Source organism: Holdemania filiformis (assembly GCF_003459085.1).
In the GTDB taxonomy this organism is placed as follows: Bacteria; Bacillota_I; Bacilli_A; order Erysipelotrichales; family Erysipelotrichaceae; genus Holdemania; species Holdemania filiformis.
Map to the genome: position 1 here is coordinate 20,466 of NZ_QRUP01000028.1, position 17,391 is coordinate 37,856.

At 53.7% G+C, this 17,391-nt stretch carries 17 protein-coding genes and 1 other annotated feature; of the genes, 9 read left to right on the forward strand and 8 right to left on the reverse strand.

Going from position 1 to position 17,391, the window contains the following annotated elements; genetic code table 11:
- Positions 1–24 precede the first annotated feature (24 nt).
- Both DWY25_RS16105 and leuS read right to left on the reverse strand, forming a co-directional pair.
- Positions 25–510 carry a dihydrofolate reductase gene (locus tag DWY25_RS16105; protein WP_117896083.1) on the reverse strand — a complete coding sequence of 162 codons (486 nt, stop codon included), beginning with the start codon at positions 508–510 and terminating at the stop codon, positions 25–27.
- A gap of 100 nt (positions 511–610) precedes the next feature.
- On the reverse strand, positions 611–3,013 hold the full coding sequence (leuS, locus tag DWY25_RS16110) for a leucine--tRNA ligase (protein ID WP_117896084.1): 2,403 nt from the start codon (positions 3,011–3,013) through the stop codon (positions 611–613).
- Positions 3,014–3,053: 40 nt separating this feature from the next.
- Positions 3,054–3,264: a binding site (T-box leader), on the reverse strand.
- 301 nt (positions 3,265–3,565) lie between these two features.
- On the opposite strand from leuS, the gene trhA reads away from it, so the two are divergent.
- From trhA to DWY25_RS16140, 6 genes are all read left to right on the forward strand, one after another.
- Complete coding sequence (trhA, locus tag DWY25_RS16115; protein ID WP_117896085.1) at positions 3,566–4,219, forward strand: PAQR family membrane homeostasis protein TrhA; 654 nt, start codon at positions 3,566–3,568, stop codon at positions 4,217–4,219.
- Between the two features lie 49 nt (positions 4,220–4,268).
- Positions 4,269–5,105, forward strand: coding sequence for a DegV family protein (locus DWY25_RS16120; protein ID WP_117896086.1), 837 nt, complete (start codon positions 4,269–4,271; stop codon positions 5,103–5,105).
- A 354-nt stretch (positions 5,106–5,459) separates the two neighbouring features.
- Positions 5,460–6,638 (forward strand): hypothetical protein, encoded by a 1,179-nt coding sequence (locus DWY25_RS16125; RefSeq protein ID WP_117896087.1) that lies wholly within the window; start codon positions 5,460–5,462, stop codon positions 6,636–6,638.
- A 189-nt stretch (positions 6,639–6,827) separates the two neighbouring features.
- Positions 6,828–7,307, forward strand: coding sequence for a DUF2975 domain-containing protein (locus DWY25_RS16130; protein ID WP_117896088.1), 480 nt, complete (start codon positions 6,828–6,830; stop codon positions 7,305–7,307).
- A 4-nt stretch (positions 7,308–7,311) separates the two neighbouring features.
- Positions 7,312–7,527, forward strand: a complete 216-nt coding sequence (locus DWY25_RS16135) for a helix-turn-helix domain-containing protein (RefSeq protein WP_006060594.1) — start codon at positions 7,312–7,314, stop codon at positions 7,525–7,527.
- Entirely contained in the window at positions 7,524–8,837 is a 1,314-nt protein-coding gene (locus DWY25_RS16140; RefSeq protein WP_181981873.1) for a DUF4153 domain-containing protein, read from the forward strand. The genes DWY25_RS16135 and DWY25_RS16140 overlap by 4 nt, the downstream gene beginning before the upstream one ends.
- Positions 8,838–9,031: 194 nt before the next feature.
- Here DWY25_RS16140 and DWY25_RS16145 read toward each other — a convergent pair whose 3' ends face one another.
- On the reverse strand, positions 9,032–10,402 hold the full coding sequence (locus DWY25_RS16145) for an amidohydrolase (protein WP_117896090.1): 1,371 nt from the start codon (positions 10,400–10,402) through the stop codon (positions 9,032–9,034).
- A 130-nt stretch (positions 10,403–10,532) separates the two neighbouring features.
- Here DWY25_RS16145 and DWY25_RS16150 point away from each other — a divergent pair, with 130 nt between their 5' ends.
- Genes DWY25_RS16150 through mnmM form a run of 3 tightly spaced genes read left to right on the forward strand, consistent with a single transcriptional unit; the run spans position 10,533 to position 12,769 of the window.
- Entirely contained in the window at positions 10,533–11,309 is a 777-nt protein-coding gene (locus DWY25_RS16150; protein ID WP_181981874.1) for a creatininase family protein, read from the forward strand.
- Complete coding sequence (mnmL, locus tag DWY25_RS16155; protein WP_117896091.1) at positions 11,296–12,246, forward strand: tRNA modification radical SAM protein MnmL/YtqA; 951 nt, start codon at positions 11,296–11,298, stop codon at positions 12,244–12,246. Before DWY25_RS16150 ends, mnmL begins: the two co-directional genes overlap by 14 nt.
- Positions 12,239–12,769 (forward strand): tRNA 5-(aminomethyl)-2-thiouridylate-methyltransferase MnmM, encoded by a 531-nt coding sequence (gene mnmM / locus DWY25_RS16160; protein ID WP_181981875.1) that lies wholly within the window; start codon positions 12,239–12,241, stop codon positions 12,767–12,769. Before mnmL ends, mnmM begins: the two co-directional genes overlap by 8 nt.
- A gap of 82 nt (positions 12,770–12,851) precedes the next feature.
- Here mnmM and DWY25_RS16165 read toward each other — a convergent pair whose 3' ends face one another.
- From DWY25_RS16165 to DWY25_RS16190, 5 genes are all read right to left on the reverse strand, one after another.
- Positions 12,852–13,370: an NUDIX domain-containing protein gene (locus DWY25_RS16165; RefSeq protein ID WP_117896093.1), complete on the reverse strand. Its 519-nt coding sequence runs from the start codon at positions 13,368–13,370 to the stop codon at positions 12,852–12,854.
- 355 nt (positions 13,371–13,725) lie between these two features.
- Complete coding sequence (locus tag DWY25_RS16175; RefSeq protein WP_117896095.1) at positions 13,726–14,442, reverse strand: gamma-glutamyl-gamma-aminobutyrate hydrolase family protein; 717 nt, start codon at positions 14,440–14,442, stop codon at positions 13,726–13,728.
- A gap of 268 nt (positions 14,443–14,710) precedes the next feature.
- A complete protein-coding gene (locus DWY25_RS16180; RefSeq protein ID WP_006060586.1) occupies positions 14,711–15,244 on the reverse strand; it encodes a YqaA family protein in 534 nt (177 codons plus the stop codon).
- 8 nt (positions 15,245–15,252) lie between these two features.
- Positions 15,253–16,020 carry an HAD-IIA family hydrolase gene (locus DWY25_RS16185; protein ID WP_039865092.1) on the reverse strand — a complete coding sequence of 256 codons (768 nt, stop codon included), beginning with the start codon at positions 16,018–16,020 and terminating at the stop codon, positions 15,253–15,255.
- An 81-nt stretch (positions 16,021–16,101) separates the two neighbouring features.
- Positions 16,102–17,286 (reverse strand): MFS transporter, encoded by a 1,185-nt coding sequence (locus DWY25_RS16190; protein WP_117896096.1) that lies wholly within the window; start codon positions 17,284–17,286, stop codon positions 16,102–16,104.
- Positions 17,287–17,391 lie beyond the last annotated feature (105 nt).

The following is a 17,391-nucleotide window of genomic DNA, read 5'->3' on the forward strand; positions in this document are numbered from 1 at the left end:
TTCTTCCCCGGCTGGTTTCTTCTCTTATCTCGTTATTATTCTTTTCGTTCTATCCCATTCTTCCAGGAGAAAGCCGTCTTCCTCGCTTTGCTTACGACAAATCCATTCCTGCGGATCCCACTTTGGAAAGAACGTATCGCAGTCAAACCGACCGGCTATCCGGCTTATCCGCAGATGGGCGGCATAGGGCAGCCATAAGGCATAGATTTCCCCGCCCCCGCCGATCACCAGCTCGTCATATTCCGGATGTTCAACCATCCAAGCCAGCGCTTCATTCACGGTGCGGACGACGGGAAAGTCCGGATCCTTCACTGTTCGGCTTTGGATAATCAGCTGCCGGCCCGAAAGTCTGCGGCGCAGCGGCTCAGCCGTCTTCCTGCCCATCAACAGTAGTTTCTCCATTGTATAGGCCTGAAACTGACGCAGATCCGCCGGGCAATGCCACGGCATTCGGCCGGCTTTGCCCAGCCCTCCGACTTCATCCAGCGCCGCGATCATCGTGATTTCCATGCCTGTCCCTCCCTTTTGTTGAATCCAAAATCAAATCGGCACGCATGACCGCACTTAATAAAGAAAGCCAGGTTCATTCAGGCCTGGCTTTGTTCTCTCATTAATTCGCGACGATGTTGACGACCTTACCCTTGATCACAATGATCTTGCGGATCGTCTTGCCTTCGATAAACGGCTGAACATTCTCAACGGCTAACGCCTTTTCTTTCAGCTCGTCTTCCCCGGCGTCCACCGGCGTCATGAACTTGCCGCGCAGTTTGCCGTTGACCTGAACGACGACTTCCGTTTCATTTTTCACCAACTTCGCTTCGTCATAGGTCGGCCAGCTTTCATAAGCGATCGTTTCCGCGCCGGTTAAAGACTGGTACATTTCCTCGCCCAGATGCGGCGCAAACGGACTCAGCAGCTTGATGAAGCCCAAAAGCATTTCGCGGTTGATCTTCTCGGCGCGGTAGCATTCGTTGACAAAAATCATCATCTGTGAAATCGCCGTATTGAAATTCAGCGTTTCTATATCCTCCGTGACCTTCTTTACGGTAAAGTGGTACGCGTAGTCCAGCTGCGGCGTCGGTTCATCTGTGACTTTCTCCGGCTGTTCCATGACTAAACGCCAGACGCGTTCCAGCCATTTGCGCGAAGCGTCGACACCCTTTTCACTCCATGGCTTGCTGGCCTCTAACGGTCCCATAAACATTTCGTACAGCCGCAGCGTATCCGCGCCGTACTTCTCGACGATGACATTCGGATCGACGACATATTCCGGGAATCGTTTGCCCATTTTAATCCCGTTGGAGCCGAGGATCATGCCCTGATGGACAAGCTTGTGGAACGGCTCCTTGACCGGGACGACGCCCTTATCATACAGGAAATTGTTCCACATCCGGCTGTAAAGCAGATGTCCGACCGCATGCTCCGGACCGCCGATATACAGATCGACCGGCATCCAGTGTTTTAACAGCTCCGGATCAGCCAGTTCCTTCTCATTGTGCGGATCGATGTAACGCAGGAAATACCAGCTGCTGCCGGCGCTGCCCGGCATCGTGCTCGTTTCGCGGCGGCCCTGGACGCCGTTCACTTCCACATTCACCCAATCCGGTGCTTTCTCCAGCGGCGAAGCGCCGGTTTTTGACGGACTGTAATCGTTGAGATCCGGCAGTAACAACGGCAGCTGATCATCGCTTAACGCGACGGTATCGCCGTTATCCAAATGAACGATCGGAATCGGCTCGCCCCAGTAACGCTGGCGGGCGAAAATCCATTCGCGCAGCCGGTAATTGACTTTTTTCTGACCGCAGTGATGCTCGCTTAGCCACTGGATCATTGTGTCAATCGCGTCCTGCTTGTTCATGCCGTTTAAGAATTCCGAGTTGATATGCACGCCGTCCTGAGTCCAGGCTTCCTCGGCGACGTTGCCGCCTTCCAGTACCGGAATGATTTCCAAACCAAACTTCTTAGCGAAGGCATAGTCACGGTCGTCATGAGCCGGCACCGCCATGATCGCCCCCGTGCCATAGGTAGCCAGAACATAATCGGAAATCCAGATCGGAATCTGCTTGCCGTTGACTGGATTGATCGCGTACGCGCCGGTGAAGACGCCGGTTTTCTCTTTATTTAATTCCGTGCGTTCCAGATCCGATTTCGTCGCGCACTGCCGCTTGTACTCCTCGATCGCCGCTTTCTGCGCCGGTGTCGTGATCTGATCGACCAGCGCGTGCTCCGGCGCTAAAACGCAGTATGTCGCGCCGAACAGCGTGTCGCAGCGGGTTGTGAAAACCGTGAATTGCTCCGCATGCCCCGCAACCTGAAAATCCACCAGCGCGCCGATCGACTTGCCGATCCAGTTGCGCTGCATTTCCTTTGTGGATTCCGGCCAGTCCACCTCGTCCAGACCTTCCAAAAGCCGCTCGGCATACTGTACGATGTCGATGACCCACTGGCGCATGTTCTTGCGCACAACCGGATAACCGCCGCGCTCGCTCTTGCCGTCGATGACCTCGTCGTTGGCCAGAACGGTGCCCAATTCCTCGCACCAGTTGACCGGCATTTCGACGCACTTCGCCAGACCGCTTTCAAACAGCTGCTTGAATATCCACTGCGTCCATTTGTAGAACGAAGGATCGCATGTCGATACCTCGCGGTCCCAGTCGTAGCTGAAGCCCAGCATTTTCAGCTGACGCTTAAATGTTTCGATATTTTTCAGTGTGAAGCCGTTGGGATTGTTGCCGGTCTGGATCGCATACTGCTCCGCCGGCAGACCAAAGCTGTCAAAACCCATCGGATGGAGTACGTTGTACCCCTGCATGCGCTTCATGCGGCTGACGATGTCGGTCGCCGTGTAGCCCTCCGGATGGCCGGCATGCAGGCCCACCCCCGACGGATACGGGAACATGTCCAACGCGTAAAACTTCGGTTTGGAGAAGTCCCAGGCATCGGTTGTGAATGTTTTGTTTTCCTCCCATACCTTCTGCCATTTTGTCTCAATACGCTTGTGATCGTAGCTCATAAAATTCATCCTTTCTCAAACAAATAAAAAACGCCCTTCATCTAAGGACGTCAGCGCGCGGTACCACCTTAGTTCACAGAAAAGATCCCTTCTGTGCCCCTCTTTTTCCTTTAACGCAGGAAGTCACGGAATCCTTGATTTCAGATTCAGCTCCAAGGTCAGTTCATTCGGGTCTGCCGCCGGTTTGCACCTGACACCGGCTCTCTGATCGGTCAGACGGTAGAATTACTATTCCTTTTCATCGCTTATTCAAGGATAACAAAATCCCCGTTTTAAGTCAATCAAATCTTGCCTGAAAAGCAAGGGTTTTCATCGTTGTTTCTTTTTTATGAAAGGTTTTCTTGAGTTGACATTTTCAGGCCTGCGATCATTAAAAAAAATAACAGAAAGGCTTTTCAATTTCTATCAAAACGGCTACAATAAGAAAATGAACAAGGGAATAAGCAAACGCTTAGACAAAAACCAAGATTTGTAGTTGAAGTTCCTCATCAATATGATATGATGTTTATGTGATCTAGTTTTGATAACTAGATCAAAAAGGGAGTTGATATTATGTTTCGTTGGTTTAAAGATGTTCAGGATCCGATCAGCAGCTACACTCATTTTCTCGGTGCCTGCTTCGGCGTGATTGCTACGGTGATATTTGTCGCCGCCGGGATCGCGAACCAACGTTCGCTTAAAACGATTCTGGCCTGCTGCGTATTCAGCGCTTCGATGATCGCGCTGTACAGCGCTTCCAGCTATTATCACACGCTGAGCTGGGATCATCCGCATCACACGTTGTTCCGCAAGCTGGACCACTCGATGATCTATGTGCTGATCGCCGGCACCTACACACCGCTGTGCCTGACTTATCTGCCGGGCCAGGAAGGCATTACGTTCGCGGTTGTGATCTGGGCGATCGCGCTGGCGGGCATCGTCGCGAAGATCTGCTGGCTGAGTGCGCCGCGGATACTGTACACGCTGCTGTATCTGGCAATGGGCTGGGCCGTGCTGTTTGACTGGAGCGGATTTTCGCAGATGCCCTCCGGCTGCCTGACGCTGATCGCGCTGGGCGGAATTGCCTACACGATCGGCGCTGTGATCTACATGATTAAAAAGCCGGATCTGTCAAAGCAGTGGGGCTTTCACGAACTGTTCCATCTGTTCATCCTGCTAGGATCATTCTTCCACTTCATCGCGGTGCTGACCTACATTTTGCTTTAGTGCATGAAATTCCCCAATCCATTTATTACAAAAGAAAGAGAGTTCAACTATGATTCGATTAATTTCTGATTCCTCTACGCTTTATTCCATCGAAGAAGGCAAGGCGCTGCCCTGCGATATCACACCGCTGTGCGTTACAATTAACGGTAAAACCTACCGTGAATTTGAAGAAATCGACGCCGAGACATTTCTAGGTTTAATCAAAGCGGGTTACATCCCCTCCTCGTCGCAGCCTTCGATGGGCGAACTGGTCGAGCTGTTTGAAAAATATCCGGATGATGAAATCCTCGTCATTTCAATGGCGGACGGATTGTCCGGAACATATCAGACGGCGGAAGCGGCGCGGCAGCACACGGAACATCCGGAACGGATTCATGTGGTGAACTCCCAGACGCTGTGCGGTCCGCATCGTTATCTGGTGGATTTGGCGGCGCGGCTGATTCGCGATGGCCGGCAGATTGAAGAAATCCTGGAAACGCTCCAGAATAAAATAGCGACGAGCTTGTCCTTCTTACTGCCGCAGGATTTCAGTTATCTCAAGCGCGGCGGCCGGTGTACGCCGGTAGCGGCGGCCATGGGCGGTCTGTTGAAATTACAGCCGATCATGATCCAGGCCGAAGAAGGCCGGCGGCTGGAAAAGTTCGGCGTGGGCCGCAGCTTTGACGCAGCGGTCAAATCGGTTCTGGGCAAGCTGGAGGAACACGTTCAGAACGCCCGCGTCCAGATCAGCGTGTCCCATGCGTTCAGTAAGGAACAGGCCGACAAGATTCTGGCGAAGGTTAAAGACCGGTTTCCGAATGCCGAATGTGTCATGTACGATCTGTCCTGCGCGTTTATCACCCAGGGCGGCCCGCGGTGCATCGCGATCCAGTCGATCGAATTGTAAAGATACGTTCTTATGTTTGACGGCATGTTGAAAGACGCGCCGTTTTTTCTTGTTCTTAATCCCGTTTTCTTCTTATAGCCTCCTCACCTCTGTCAGCGGCAATGAGGTTCGCCTATTTGTTAAAAGAAAAGAATCTGCGGCGCAAAAACGAGATTGAAGACCTGCCCTGGGATGCGAAACGGCGTATAAAACAGCGGAATTGCGCCATAATCCTATCAGGCTTTTCCTTTCCTCTTCTAAAATGTATCAGCGTCGTTTCCGGACGGATTTCTTTCAAATCACCCGAAAACGGGACAAAAGATTGCGCTTTCAAACCAGTCGTTTTATAATTAATTTTGAAATGAGGGATATCACGTGAAAATTGGTTACAATCAAGTCTGCATCAATCCCACCTTCAGCTGCCTGCCGGTTGGATTTTTGACGCAGACCGAACCGCTGAATAAAGTTCGCGGCGACTTATACGCCCGCTGTCTGCGAATGCAGGACGACGGCCGGGAAGTGATTTTGATTACATTTGATTCACTGGGGATTTCGCAGGATGTCCAGGAGCGGATGGAGGAATCGCTGCGCCAGTCGATCGGCGAAGATGCGCTGATCATTTTCAGCTGTTCGCATACGCATTACGCCCCTTCCTTATGCAACGCACTGGGTTTTATTGAAGAAAATACCCCTTATCTTGAAAGTCTGGATATCAAGCTGCTCAACTTGGTCAGAAACTGCCGGATGAGCGAGGATGCACAGCTGACAGTTTCCTATCAGGTGCGCAATTTCACTGGCGTCGGCCGCTGCCGGCTGTCTCAGGGCAGCGATCAATTTGTTCTGGCCGGAGTTCTGAGCTTTTTCAAAGAAGGTCTGCGGATTGGCAACTTCTTGATCTATAACTGCCATCCGACGATCTCCGCCGAGGATGCCGACTACCTGTCCTCCGATTATCCGGGTGCAGCGCTGGATATTCTGAAGCAGCGCTATCCGAAGGAATTCTTCCTGTTCTTGCAGGGGCCGTGCGGCGACGTATCGACGCGGTTTACCCGTCAGGCTAAGAACTACGATGAAGTCATCCGGCTCGCGAATGAAATTGTATCGGCTTGGGAAAAGATGATGAAGCTGACTCCGCGGATGCAGCCGCTGAAGCTGGATTGGAGCGATCAGACGCTGCCGATTCACAAAGGCTTAAAAACATTAGACATTGATCAAATGGACACGGCAGGCTTGAGCGAAAAAGAAATCCGCGAGCTGCATACCGGCGCGAAGATGGTCGAACAATACCGCGGCATGTTGGCGATGCTGCCGAATGAAGTGCGATTCACCCGCGTCAGTCTGGGGCCGTTCCGGCTGATCTTTAATCCGTTTGAGCTGTTCTCCGGTTATATGCAGAACCTGGATCCGAAAAAAGACGTGCTTGTCTGTTATTCACAAGGCTATCTGGGCTATCTGAGCTGCCCGGACAATCAGGAAATCTCGTATGAAACAATGATCGAAATTTTGTCCAACGACGATAAAAAAGCGGTTGCCGAGCTCATTCGCAGCTGTTAGCGAAAATAAAAAATCAAACCCATCCGGATCGAATAAAAGGATCCGGATTTTTCTTTATCACGTCGCGGATCAACTTTCCAAGCTGTACAAGCAGATTGATATTCGATAATTATTTATTGTCTAACAATAAATTTATATTGATTCTCAAGATTTTCCTGTTATAATCAAAGCAGAAATGAGGTTGATGTTATGGACAATAAAAAACTAGCGTTTCTGCTTAAACTGTTCGTCGTTATTCTGGCGGCCCTGGGACTTGTTTTCTTTGGACTTTGCATTCCGAGTCTGCTTCATCAGTTGATTTTATTCTACCATCGGACGCTGAATGAAGAACTGCCGCTGCAGCTGTTGTCCGTCACGGCAGCCGTGATCCTGTATATCGCGCTGATCTTATTCTGGCGGATCTGCACGCGGATCGGCCGCAACCGTTCGTTCTGCCATGAAAACGCCGAAGGTCTGCGCTGGATCTGCAAGCTGGCGCTCTTTGACACCGCGCTGTGCTTGATCTGCTGCCTTTACGCGCTGTTCCTCAACATCCTGCATCCGGTTCTGATGCTGGGCGGATTGGGAATCATGGCTTTGGGCGGGTTGATCGCCGTGGCCGCCTACACGCTCGCTTATCTGGTTACAATCGCCGAACAGATTCAGACGGAAAACGAATTGATGGTGTAAGCCTATGGAAATCAATGTAACATTAGACGTCATGCTGGCAAAGCGCAAGATGAGCGTGACCGAATTATCCGAACGGATCGGCATCACAATGGCGAATGTGTCGATCTTGAAAAACGGCAAAGCGAAAGGCATTAAATTTGAAACGTTATGCAAGATCTGCGACGTGCTGGATTGTCAGCCGGGCGATCTGCTGGAATTCAGACGGGAGGCAGGAAAATGAGCGAAAGCCGGCCGGTAAGCAGCGCGTCTGAAAAGACGGCCATGAGGTTCTCCTGGTCTGCCGCGGCGATCCTCAGTTTCCCCATGGCGTTTCTGTACGTCGGTTACGCGATGGGCTTTGAAGACTTCCGTCTGATGACCTACCGCAACCCGGCCGTGGTCATCTTCACGCTGCTCTATTTGTTCCTGGTCAGTCACGGCGCAAACCGTTTAGACCGGCCCGCCAGCCGCGAAAGCAGACTCTGGGCGGGATGCTTGCTGACGACAGCGCTCTCCCTATGCTTCTATCAGCCGACCAGTTTCTTCGCCCTGTTGCAGATTCTGGCGCTGCATCTGGAAGCAGTCTACTGGACGCTGTGCCGAACCCGCATCTTAATCCACAACCGGACCAGCGGCAGCTTTCCGTTTGAACTGGCCTGGGGCTTCTGTGTTCTGCCGCTGCGTCATTTTCTATTGCGAATCAAGGTGCTGAGCAGTGCGCTGCGCGATTATCTGACCGATCGCAGCCGCGGCGCGCACAGTCCGGCCATGATCGGCTTCTCGCTGCTTTTAGCCGGCGGAATCGGAATGACGGCCTGGAGCTTATTAAGCGGCGCCGATCCATTCTTCGCCGAAGTTGCGGACCAGGTTGGCGCCGGATTGTTCGGCTGGCTTTCACCGCAGACGCTGCTTACCGTGATTCTCTCGCTGCCGGTCGGCGCGTGGCTCTTTGGTTTGGCAGGCGGCAGTTTATACCAGGCCGAACCGGCCGTCCCGCTTTGGCGATGGCAGACAGCGCTGGACCGGATGCAGGTTTTGCCAGGCTTCACAACGGCACTGGTAATCGGCGTGCTGTGCGGAATTTACAGTTTGTTCTTCGCGGTGGAGGCTTACGCCTATCTCACACAATTGATCGCCGGCGCCATCACCGTGACGCTGGCTTGTCAGTACGCCGTTCAGGGCTTCTGGCAGCTCTGCGGCATTGTGTTGTTAAATCTCAGCGTGCTGGCGGTTCTGCACACGCTCAGTGAAACTTCCCTGCTCGCTCCCGGCCGCCTGCGTTCGCTGGCGAAGCTGTTAAGCGTCTGTACGATCGCGTTTGTCCTGTTAGCCGGATTAAAGCTCGGCGTGTACGCGTTAGTTTACGGCTGGACGCTGCGCCGGGTGCTGGCGGTCTGGGCCTTGAGCGTGTTGGCGGTCGGCGCAGGTCTGGCCTGGGTACGCTTGAAACAGATCATCCCGGCCGCCCGCTGGGGAATTCTGTACGCCTTGATCAGCTTCACGCTGCTGGGCTGTTTCCCGTTAGAAAGCTGGACAGGCTTTCTGCATTGAGAGGAAACCCGGATCCTCTGGAAAAATGAAAAAGAGTTCTCGTTTGAGAACTCCGGAAGAAACCGTTTCGCGGTTTCTTTTTGTTTTGCTCAATATCCCGCGCTTCCTGGATTCCCCGCTTTTAATACGATAAAAAGCAGTCTTCCGTCAGGAAGCCTAAGCCGATTCCAAGCCTCTGACCGGCACTGCCGGCTTTATTCCCCGTTCTGAAAGTCCAGCGTTATCGTGCCGTCGGCATTCTTCCGTACTGCTTCCTTATCCAGGAAACGCCGCCGGGCATCCTCCAGATAGGCCTTCTGCGACGGGTACAGCGGCTTGAACTGGGCAACGATCTGGTTTGCCTTTTCGGCGTTGTTGCCTAACAGCTCGTCGGCGATAAAGACCAGCGCCTTCGCCGGTTTGACATAGGCTTTATCTTCGTCGGCAATCTGGAAATCCTTGCCATGATAAGCCCCGGTCGATCCGCTCGAGCCCGGCTGGATCGTCGGCAGCACCGCCGACAGATCGCCCATGTCCGTGCAGCCCGTTCCCCAATGGGTCTGAATCAAAATTTCATCTTCGCTGACAATCCGTTTCATCGCCGCCAGCGCAACTTCGTTCATCGCTTCGTCGTCATGCATCGGACAATACCCCGGCCGATCCTGCAGTGTGACCGTCGCTCCCATCGCCGCAACCGACGCCGCGATCGCGCGGTTGATCCGGCGGTTGGCCTGATCAATAGCTTCCAACGAAGCCCCGCGGACATAGCTTTCAATCTTAACTTCCTCCGGGATCGCGTTGACCGCCTGTCCGCCTTCGGTGATGATCGGATGAAAGCGGATATGCTCGTCGTCGCGGAATGTTTCACGCAGAGCGTTGACCGCCTGCAGCGCCTGCATGGCGGCATACAGCGCGTTGATGCCCTTGTCCGGCGAACCGCCGGCATGCGAGGCCAGACCATGAACCGTGATGTTTTTCACGATACAACCGTTGTTACCCCGCGCGAGCTGGTAAACATGCTTCATCCCCGGATCGTCGAAGGTATGGATCAGCACGCACAGATCAACGTCCTCAAAATAACCGCGCCGCATGAACTCCACCTTGCCGCCGAAAAATTCAATCTTGCCTTCGGCGCGCAGTTGTTCGCGGTAACCCACTTCGATCAGCTCCTCCGCCGGCACCGCCATCAGCCGGATGGAGCCGCACAGCCCGTCCAGCACGCCCGGCTGCTTCAGCGCCGCCGCTGCGCCGACCAACCCCGCTGCCTGCGCGTGATGGCCGCAGGCATGCACCGCCTTCGTTACCGGATCACAATCCGGATGCTCCGCGCAGATCAGAGAATCCAGCTCACCCATCAGACACAGCTTCGGTCCCGGCCGGCCGGTGTCCAGATCGGTGTAAAAGCCAGGTATCCCCTCCGGCTTGACCAGGTCATAGCCCAGATCGGTAAAAATTTGTTCCAGATACGTGCTTGTCTTCCATTCCTTAAAGCCCGTTTCCGGGTGCTTCCAGATCACTTCCGCAGTTTTACAGATGAGCGGCGCTTGTTCGTCCACCGCCGCGTTTAAGATCACATCTCGATTCATCAGGTTTCTCCCCCATTCTTTTCTCTATTATACCGCTTCCTGCGCGCGCAAAGAAGCCGCAATCGTCAACCGAGTTGAAAAAAACAGCCGGATCGCTTACACTAATCAAGAGATAAGGAGAGATTTGCTTATGTTTAGTATAGAAACAAGCTGGCTTGACGTTCAGGCTTATTTTAAAACGAACGACAGCGTGATGATCATCACCGGCAGTCTGGAATGCCACGGCGTCCACAATCCGTTAGGCGCCGATACTTTTGTTCCCGAGGCGCTGGCGCAGCGGATTGAAAAGCAGACGGAAATCCTTGTGCTGCCGGCGCTGCCGTATGGCTCATGCGACTATCTGCGGGGATTTCCCGGCACCGTCAGTCTCAGCACGGAAACGCTGCGGCGCGTCCTGCAGGAGATCGTCGACAGTATGCGGGCTCATGGCGCGCGGCGGTTTCTGTTTCTGAACGGCCACGGCGGCAATCTGCCGGCGCTGGAACAGGTCGCTTTGAAATTGAACAGCCAGGGCGATCTTGGAATCATCGCCAACTGGTGGCAGATGGCCAAAGAAATCGACCCGGCCTGGGGCGGCGGCCATGGCGGCGGGGAAGAAACGGCAGCGATGCTTGCGATCTGTCCGCAAGCCGTCCATTTCGAGCGCTGCCGTGAATCCACGCTGAAGCCGCTCAGTGAGAATATCACGACAACCGGTTTTAAAACCGTTCAGTTCAAGGGGGTAACGCTGACGATGCCCCAACCCATCGCCGCGATCTGCGACAACGGCTGGACCGGGCCTGATCACCCGGCTACGGCTTCCGCTTCGTGGGGCGAAGCGATGCTCGAAGCGATCAGCCAGCTCCTGATCCAGCTGATCGACGAATTGAAACACATCCCATTAGGAGAAGCTCATGAAGTCCGTTAATCCTTTTCCATTTTCCGATGACAACAAGCGTTATCACACCTGGAATTATTATCTGCGCCATCGTTTTGGCAAAAAGATCGCCAAGGTTCCGTTGGACGGCGGATTCACCTGTCCCAATCGCGACGGCACCCGCGGCTATGGTGGCTGTACGTTCTGCACCAGCTCAGGTAGCGGGGAATTTGCCGGAGACCGGACTGAACCGCTGTTAGACCAATATATCAAAGGCCAGGCCGTCATGCGCCATAAATGGCCGGACGCCGACTTTATTCCCTATTTTCAAGCCTATACCAACACCTATGGTCCGCTTTCTAAAATTCAGGCCTGCGTGAAACCCTTTTTAGACCGGCCGGAAGTCGCGGCGATTGCGATCGCGACCCGCGCCGACTGCCTGGAACCGGAAAAGATCGCCTGGCTGGCATCCTGCTGCGCAAGCAAGGAAATCTGGCTGGAGCTGGGCGTGCAGAGCGTTCACGACGCCACCGCGCAGATGATCAACCGTGGTCACAGTTATGCCGAGGTGGTCGAAACCGTTCAGCGCCTGGCCTTGACTCCGTTAAAAATCTGCGTTCATCTGATCGATGGTCTGCCGGGTGAAGATGAAGAAATGATGCTGGAAACCGTGCGGCAGATCAACCTGCTGCCCATCCACGCCGTCAAGCTTCACATGCTTCATTTAATGCAGGATACGCAGCTGGCATACAGCTATGCCGAACAGCCCTTCCCGTTGTTGTCGCGCGAAGAATATGTCGGTCTGGTCGTGCGCCAGCTGGAATTGTTAAGAACGGAAATCATCATTCAGCGGCTGACTGGCGACGGCGCCTCGGATGCGCTGATCGCGCCGCAGTGGACTCAAAAGAAGACGATTGTCCTCAATGAGATCGACAAGCTTATGGCCCGGGAGAAGACATGGCAGGGCAAGCGGGCAGCGCATGGCTGAAAATATCAATACCGTTAATCACCGCTGGATCCGGGAAACATTCGAGCATGTCAACCTGGCCGTCGACGCCACCTGCGGCGGCGGCAACGACACCGTTTTCCTCGCCGGTCTGGCCGACAACGTGCTGGCGCTGGACATCCAGCTCGAAGCGGTGAGGAAAACACAGAAAAAAACTGCCGGCTTCGCCAACGTAACGGTCATTCAGGCCGATCATGCCGAACTGGCGCGCTGGCTGACGCAGCCGGCTCAGATCATCGTCTTTAACCTGGGGTATCTCCCCTATTCTTCCAGCCCGCTGATTACGACGCCCGAAACAACGCTGCCGGCACTGGACGCCGCCGTTTCCCATCTGACGCCGGATGGCTTGTTGGCGCTGGCCTGTTACCGCGGCCATGCGGGCGGCATGGAAGAATGGCAGGCCGTCGTCGGCTGGATCGAGCAACTAGGCTCGGCCTGGAGCGTGCGATCCTATACCGACGGCCGGCCGGCAGCGCCGGTTCTGTATCATCTGCGCCGGACCTGACCGTCAGAAAAAGCATGAAATAAGAAACGCAAACAGATAAACTGAACTTTCAAAAAGAATCCCCGTCCGAGGATTCTTTTTCTTAGGGGATCTGATGACGGCGCACCGCTTCCTGCCAGGCGCAGAAATCCCGCCGGGCGATCAACAGTCCGATGCCCTGGTTATTTTCCGGATTCAGCCGCCGTTCCACTTCTTCCGGACACAGCCATACCGGCTCCGCCATCATCCGCCGCTCCCTGGCCGTCAACGATCGGGGATGCAATACCGGTTCACAATGCGCGACGAAGAACGTGCTGTGATTGCGCCGCTGCAGCCGATGATATTCGTCTTCTATCCAGCCCAGTTCGATCCAATCCGTCAGCACCGCACCCAGTTCCTCCCGCGCTTCCCGGACGGCAGCCTGGCTCGCACTCTCCCCGGCCTCGATCCCGCCGCCGCAGCTTTCCAGATGATCGCGCAGACCGAATTCATCTTGTCCCAATACATGAATCATCCCGATCCGCCCCTGCGGATTGATCACAAATACGCGCGCGGTTTTCCGCAGCGTGAGAATCGGCTGATCGGGATCCACAGTATCTTCAAAAACACCTAAGCATGCCATAAGTTTTCCCTCCTTCCCCTATCTAAGACAAATGAAAATGTTTATCCAACCGACCTTGTTTTTCTCGATGAAATCTGAGAACCTCAGCATCGGACAGAACAAAGCTGCGATTCAAAAACCAAAAGAAATCAAAAAAAGAACATCCGAAGATGTCCTCTTATCAGAATTGATTCTATCTCTTGGGGGGGATCTATTATTGTTTGAATGGGTGGGGGAAAAACAATAACAGATGAATCAATCCAGGTCCTATGACCTGATAGAATATTACTTAATTTATGGTTTCTTGTCAATACAAATTCTAAAAAAAGGCTTAACTAAACGGTTTTTGTAGACACTTTACGGAATTTGTCTAATTTTATTTCTGACATTGGCGAACAAATGTTTCAAAGATCGCACGGTGGCTTGGATCCGCCGTCAAGCGTTCCGGATGCCACTGCACGGCCAGGATTTTATCCTTTTCTATCGCTTCCGCCAACCCATCCTCGCTCCAGGAAGAAACGACGAAGCCGTCGGCAACTCTGTCGATATTCTGATGGTGGAAGCTGTTGACCGCATGCCGCGGACCGAACAGTTCATACAGCAGCGTCCCCTCCACGAAGGTATTGTCATGAAACGGCGCGTCCATCGCCGGCTTCGGATCGGCTTTGTGCTGTTGGTGTCCGGCAGGACGCATGGCCGGATACTGGGTATTGAGATCCTGAATCAGCGTGCCGCCGAACGCCACGTTAATGCTTTGGATCCCCCGGCAGATGCCTAAGATCGGTTTTCCTTTCGCCGCGAAGCGCCGGATCAGCTCAAGGTCCAACGTGTCCATGCGCGGATCAGTGAGCTCAACGGACGGATGGGCAAGTTGATGGAATAACGCCGGATCCAGGTCCTCGCCGCCGGTCACTAACAATCCATCGAAACGTTCGGCAATCGCTTCATAATCCTCGTCGCTGCCGTAATTCACAAGCACCGGAATGCCGCCGCCCAGCGCGACCGCGTCAAAGTACGTCTGATTATCAAAAATCCGGTTCTGTCCCTGGAAATCACCGATCCGGGCAGTCAGGGCAATCATGGGTTTCTTCATTCTCTTTCCTCATTTCTATGTTCCTGTTTCATTATAATCAAAGTTTTTAAGAAAATCACACATTTTAACACAATTTCGACATATTTCGCCTATACTTCTCTGGTATATTATATTCAGCAAGAGCGAGAAGACCTCTTGCCTGTACGATAACCTCTTCTCCTACGAACTAACATAATATCCCCTTTAAAAAAATTATCGTACAGAAACATTCTATCCCCTTATAAACAAGGAAAAAGGCCCTTTGGAACGGAGGCCTTTTTTCTTGGCTTCATCCGTCGCTGCGCGCCCAGCGCAATAACAGCCATGCGACCATGACTAACGAAATCACCGTGCCCCAGCGCTCGATATCGACGACATAGCCCAGCGTCCGGATACACCAGCCGACAAGCACGCTCCGCAATAACCGTGCTGTGCCGTCGCTGAGCAGAAATGGAATCAGGGCCATCTGCGTCATGCCGGCCAGATAAGCCAGCAGGAAATCCGGAATCGGGGTGACGCCGCCGATAAACACCGCCAGCACGCCGTAGCGGTCCATCAGCTGCCTGCCTGATGCGATCTCCTGCTCGCTGGCAAATTTGCGCAGCACGGCTTGCTGGGCCCGCCTTGCGATCTGATAGCCGATCCAGCCGCCGATTGCCGTGCCGACAGCCCCCTCCATTGCGTACAGCAGCCAGCCGTCCGGATTTTTAAGAATCAACGGAATCAGCACCACCTCCAGCGATGGCAGCGGCAGAAACGCCTTAAGACAGGCATACAGCACCAGTCCGCCTTGTTGAATTGCTTCCAGCGTGCCGATAGGCATCCTCCTCCTTAGTCCATGAGTTCCCTCAGGTCTTCAATTATATGATCCGGAGCGAAGGAATATGCCGCGGCCGCCTGCCGGTCATGCACGCCTGTCGTTACTAAAATTGTTTCAATCCCCGCCTGAACACCGCACAGAATATCCGTTTCCATGTTATCACCGACGATCACCACCTCGTCTTTGCCCAAGCCCAGATAGGCCAGCGCGCCTTCGATAATCGCGGCATGCGGTTTGCCAATCTTGACCGCCTCGCGCGAGCTGGCATATTCCATCAGCGCCACCGTTGAGCCGTTGCCGCAGTTGGCTCCCGCTTCGCTGAGCAAGATCCGATCGTTGTTGGTGCCGACCAGAATCGCCCCGGCCAGCACCTGCCGCAGCGCCAGTGAATACTTTTCCCAGGTTCCTTCCTTATCCAAACCGATAAACACCAGATCAGCCTGGTCATCCACCAGCTCATAGCCATTGTTCAGCAGCGCTTCACGCAGCCCTTCGGCCCCGACCATGTACGCCCGTTTCTTATCGGGAAACCGCCGGATCATCGTATCGCTCGCCGCCATCGCCGAGGTATAGAAGTGCTTCGGCTCAATTCCCTGATAGCCGATCTTCAGCATGTGATCCGCAGCCTGGCGCGGCGTGCGTCCGGAATTATTCGTTAAAAACAGAAAAGGAAGCTGTTCCTTCAAGCAGTAATCGATAAAGACCTTCGCGCCCTCGATAATCGCCGTTCCGCGGTACATCGTGCCGTCCAGATCCAACAGGTAGCATTTTTTTGTCATCGTCTTTGGCTCCTTTACTTTACCCTGCGATAGCGTAACACAAAGAAGCCCGGCTTTCAAGCCGTAAGAAAAGCCGGTCGTTCACCGGCGAAGCGAATTCTGGGATTTTTTTTGAAGCGGACCGCGGGCTTTTTTAAACATCAGAATCAAAACGATCGCAGGCACCGCAAACCCGGCGACGACAAGTAGCGCTGGGTCGCACCCGATTGCCTCGGACAGCCAGCTGCAAAACACGGGCATGATTAACAGTGACAAGCCCATATACACGCTCATCGCCGCCATCTGGCCGCTGGATTTGAGCTTTTCCGGAATAATTTCATCAATCATCAGCTTGGAGCTGATAATGATGATTGGGAACGTGACCATCTGAAAGACCGCCGCGGCGATCATCCACCACGGATTCTGAATCAGGCTGTAAACGACAAAACGCACGCCGAATAGGACGGAAGCCCCCAGCATCAGGTTGGCCGGATCGTATTTCTTCATCAGCTTGTCCCCGACTAACAGAATCGGAATTTCCATCAGCGATTGCAGGCCCCACTTCGCACCGACGTGGAAGCTGGTTCCCCCGATCGCCATCACCTTGTCGACGACGATATACATGTCCGCTGTCCCCATCCCAAACAGGACGAGCAGAATCAGCACCAACAGAATATAGGCTTTATTTTTCACCAGTTCTTTTAAGTCCGCTACTTTGACGACCTTACCGCTGGCGCGCTGCGCGTCCTGTTGCTTCCACGCGAAGTACAGCGTAGCGCAGCTGGTCAGAAACACAAGCACGGCGATGACCGGGAAATCCAGCCAGTTTAATAAAATCGCCGCAGCCCAGCTGCCGATTGCCCAGCCAAATGCACCCCAGGCATGGATCCGGCTGTAAACCGGCTTGGTTTCATCGATCTGCAGCACCCACGTATCTTCTAATCCCTGCCATGTCCGGGCAATGCCGCCGGTCAGCGAGATCATCGCCAACAGGTACCAGAACTGCGGCCAGCGGAAGCCGAACAGCACGACGTCGCCGATGAAAAAGACGCCGAAGCTGATCAGGAAAAACCAGCGGCAGCCCTTGAATTTATCCGACAGATAGCCGAACAGAAACTGCGTGACGAGTGTTGAGATCGCCATCCCGGACAGGATAATCCCTTTCTGCGTGCCTTCAAAGCCCATCGAGACCAGATAGGGAATTGTCTGGGTCGTGCCGATTGCGCCGGCCGCATACGAAAACAGAAACAGCCCGTTAAAACGGACGGCAGTTGATTTTTTCTTCATAGTCCACCTCGTGCTTAGTGTTCCCAGGCTGAGCGTCCGTCATTCATCACCGGTCTGTGAATTCCGCTGATTTCGCGATTCTTTTTGCCCGCCGCTTATGATAAA

Coding starts and splice junctions, on each gene's coding strand:
- DWY25_RS16105 (WP_117896083.1), bottom strand. CDS start 510: ATGGAAATCACGATGATCGCGGCGCTGGATGAAGTCGGAGGGCTGGGC.
- leuS (WP_117896084.1), bottom strand. CDS start 3,013: ATGAGCTACGATCACAAGCGTATTGAGACAAAATGGCAGAAGGTATGG.
- trhA (WP_117896085.1), top strand. CDS start 3,566: ATGTTTCGTTGGTTTAAAGATGTTCAGGATCCGATCAGCAGCTACACT.
- DWY25_RS16120 (WP_117896086.1), top strand. CDS start 4,269: ATGATTCGATTAATTTCTGATTCCTCTACGCTTTATTCCATCGAAGAA.
- DWY25_RS16130 (WP_117896088.1), top strand. CDS start 6,828: ATGGACAATAAAAAACTAGCGTTTCTGCTTAAACTGTTCGTCGTTATT.
- DWY25_RS16135 (WP_006060594.1), top strand. CDS start 7,312: ATGGAAATCAATGTAACATTAGACGTCATGCTGGCAAAGCGCAAGATG.
- DWY25_RS16140 (WP_181981873.1), top strand. CDS start 7,524: ATGAGCGAAAGCCGGCCGGTAAGCAGCGCGTCTGAAAAGACGGCCATG.
- DWY25_RS16145 (WP_117896090.1), bottom strand. CDS start 10,402: ATGAATCGAGATGTGATCTTAAACGCGGCGGTGGACGAACAAGCGCCG.
- DWY25_RS16150 (WP_181981874.1), top strand. CDS start 10,533: ATGTTTAGTATAGAAACAAGCTGGCTTGACGTTCAGGCTTATTTTAAA.
- mnmL (WP_117896091.1), top strand. CDS start 11,296: ATGAAGTCCGTTAATCCTTTTCCATTTTCCGATGACAACAAGCGTTAT.
- mnmM (WP_181981875.1), top strand. CDS start 12,239: ATGGCTGAAAATATCAATACCGTTAATCACCGCTGGATCCGGGAAACA.
- DWY25_RS16165 (WP_117896093.1), bottom strand. CDS start 13,370: ATGGCATGCTTAGGTGTTTTTGAAGATACTGTGGATCCCGATCAGCCG.
- DWY25_RS16175 (WP_117896095.1), bottom strand. CDS start 14,442: ATGAAGAAACCCATGATTGCCCTGACTGCCCGGATCGGTGATTTCCAG.
- DWY25_RS16180 (WP_006060586.1), bottom strand. CDS start 15,244: ATGCCTATCGGCACGCTGGAAGCAATTCAACAAGGCGGACTGGTGCTG.
- DWY25_RS16185 (WP_039865092.1), bottom strand. CDS start 16,020: ATGACAAAAAAATGCTACCTGTTGGATCTGGACGGCACGATGTACCGC.
- DWY25_RS16190 (WP_117896096.1), bottom strand. CDS start 17,286: ATGAAGAAAAAATCAACTGCCGTCCGTTTTAACGGGCTGTTTCTGTTT.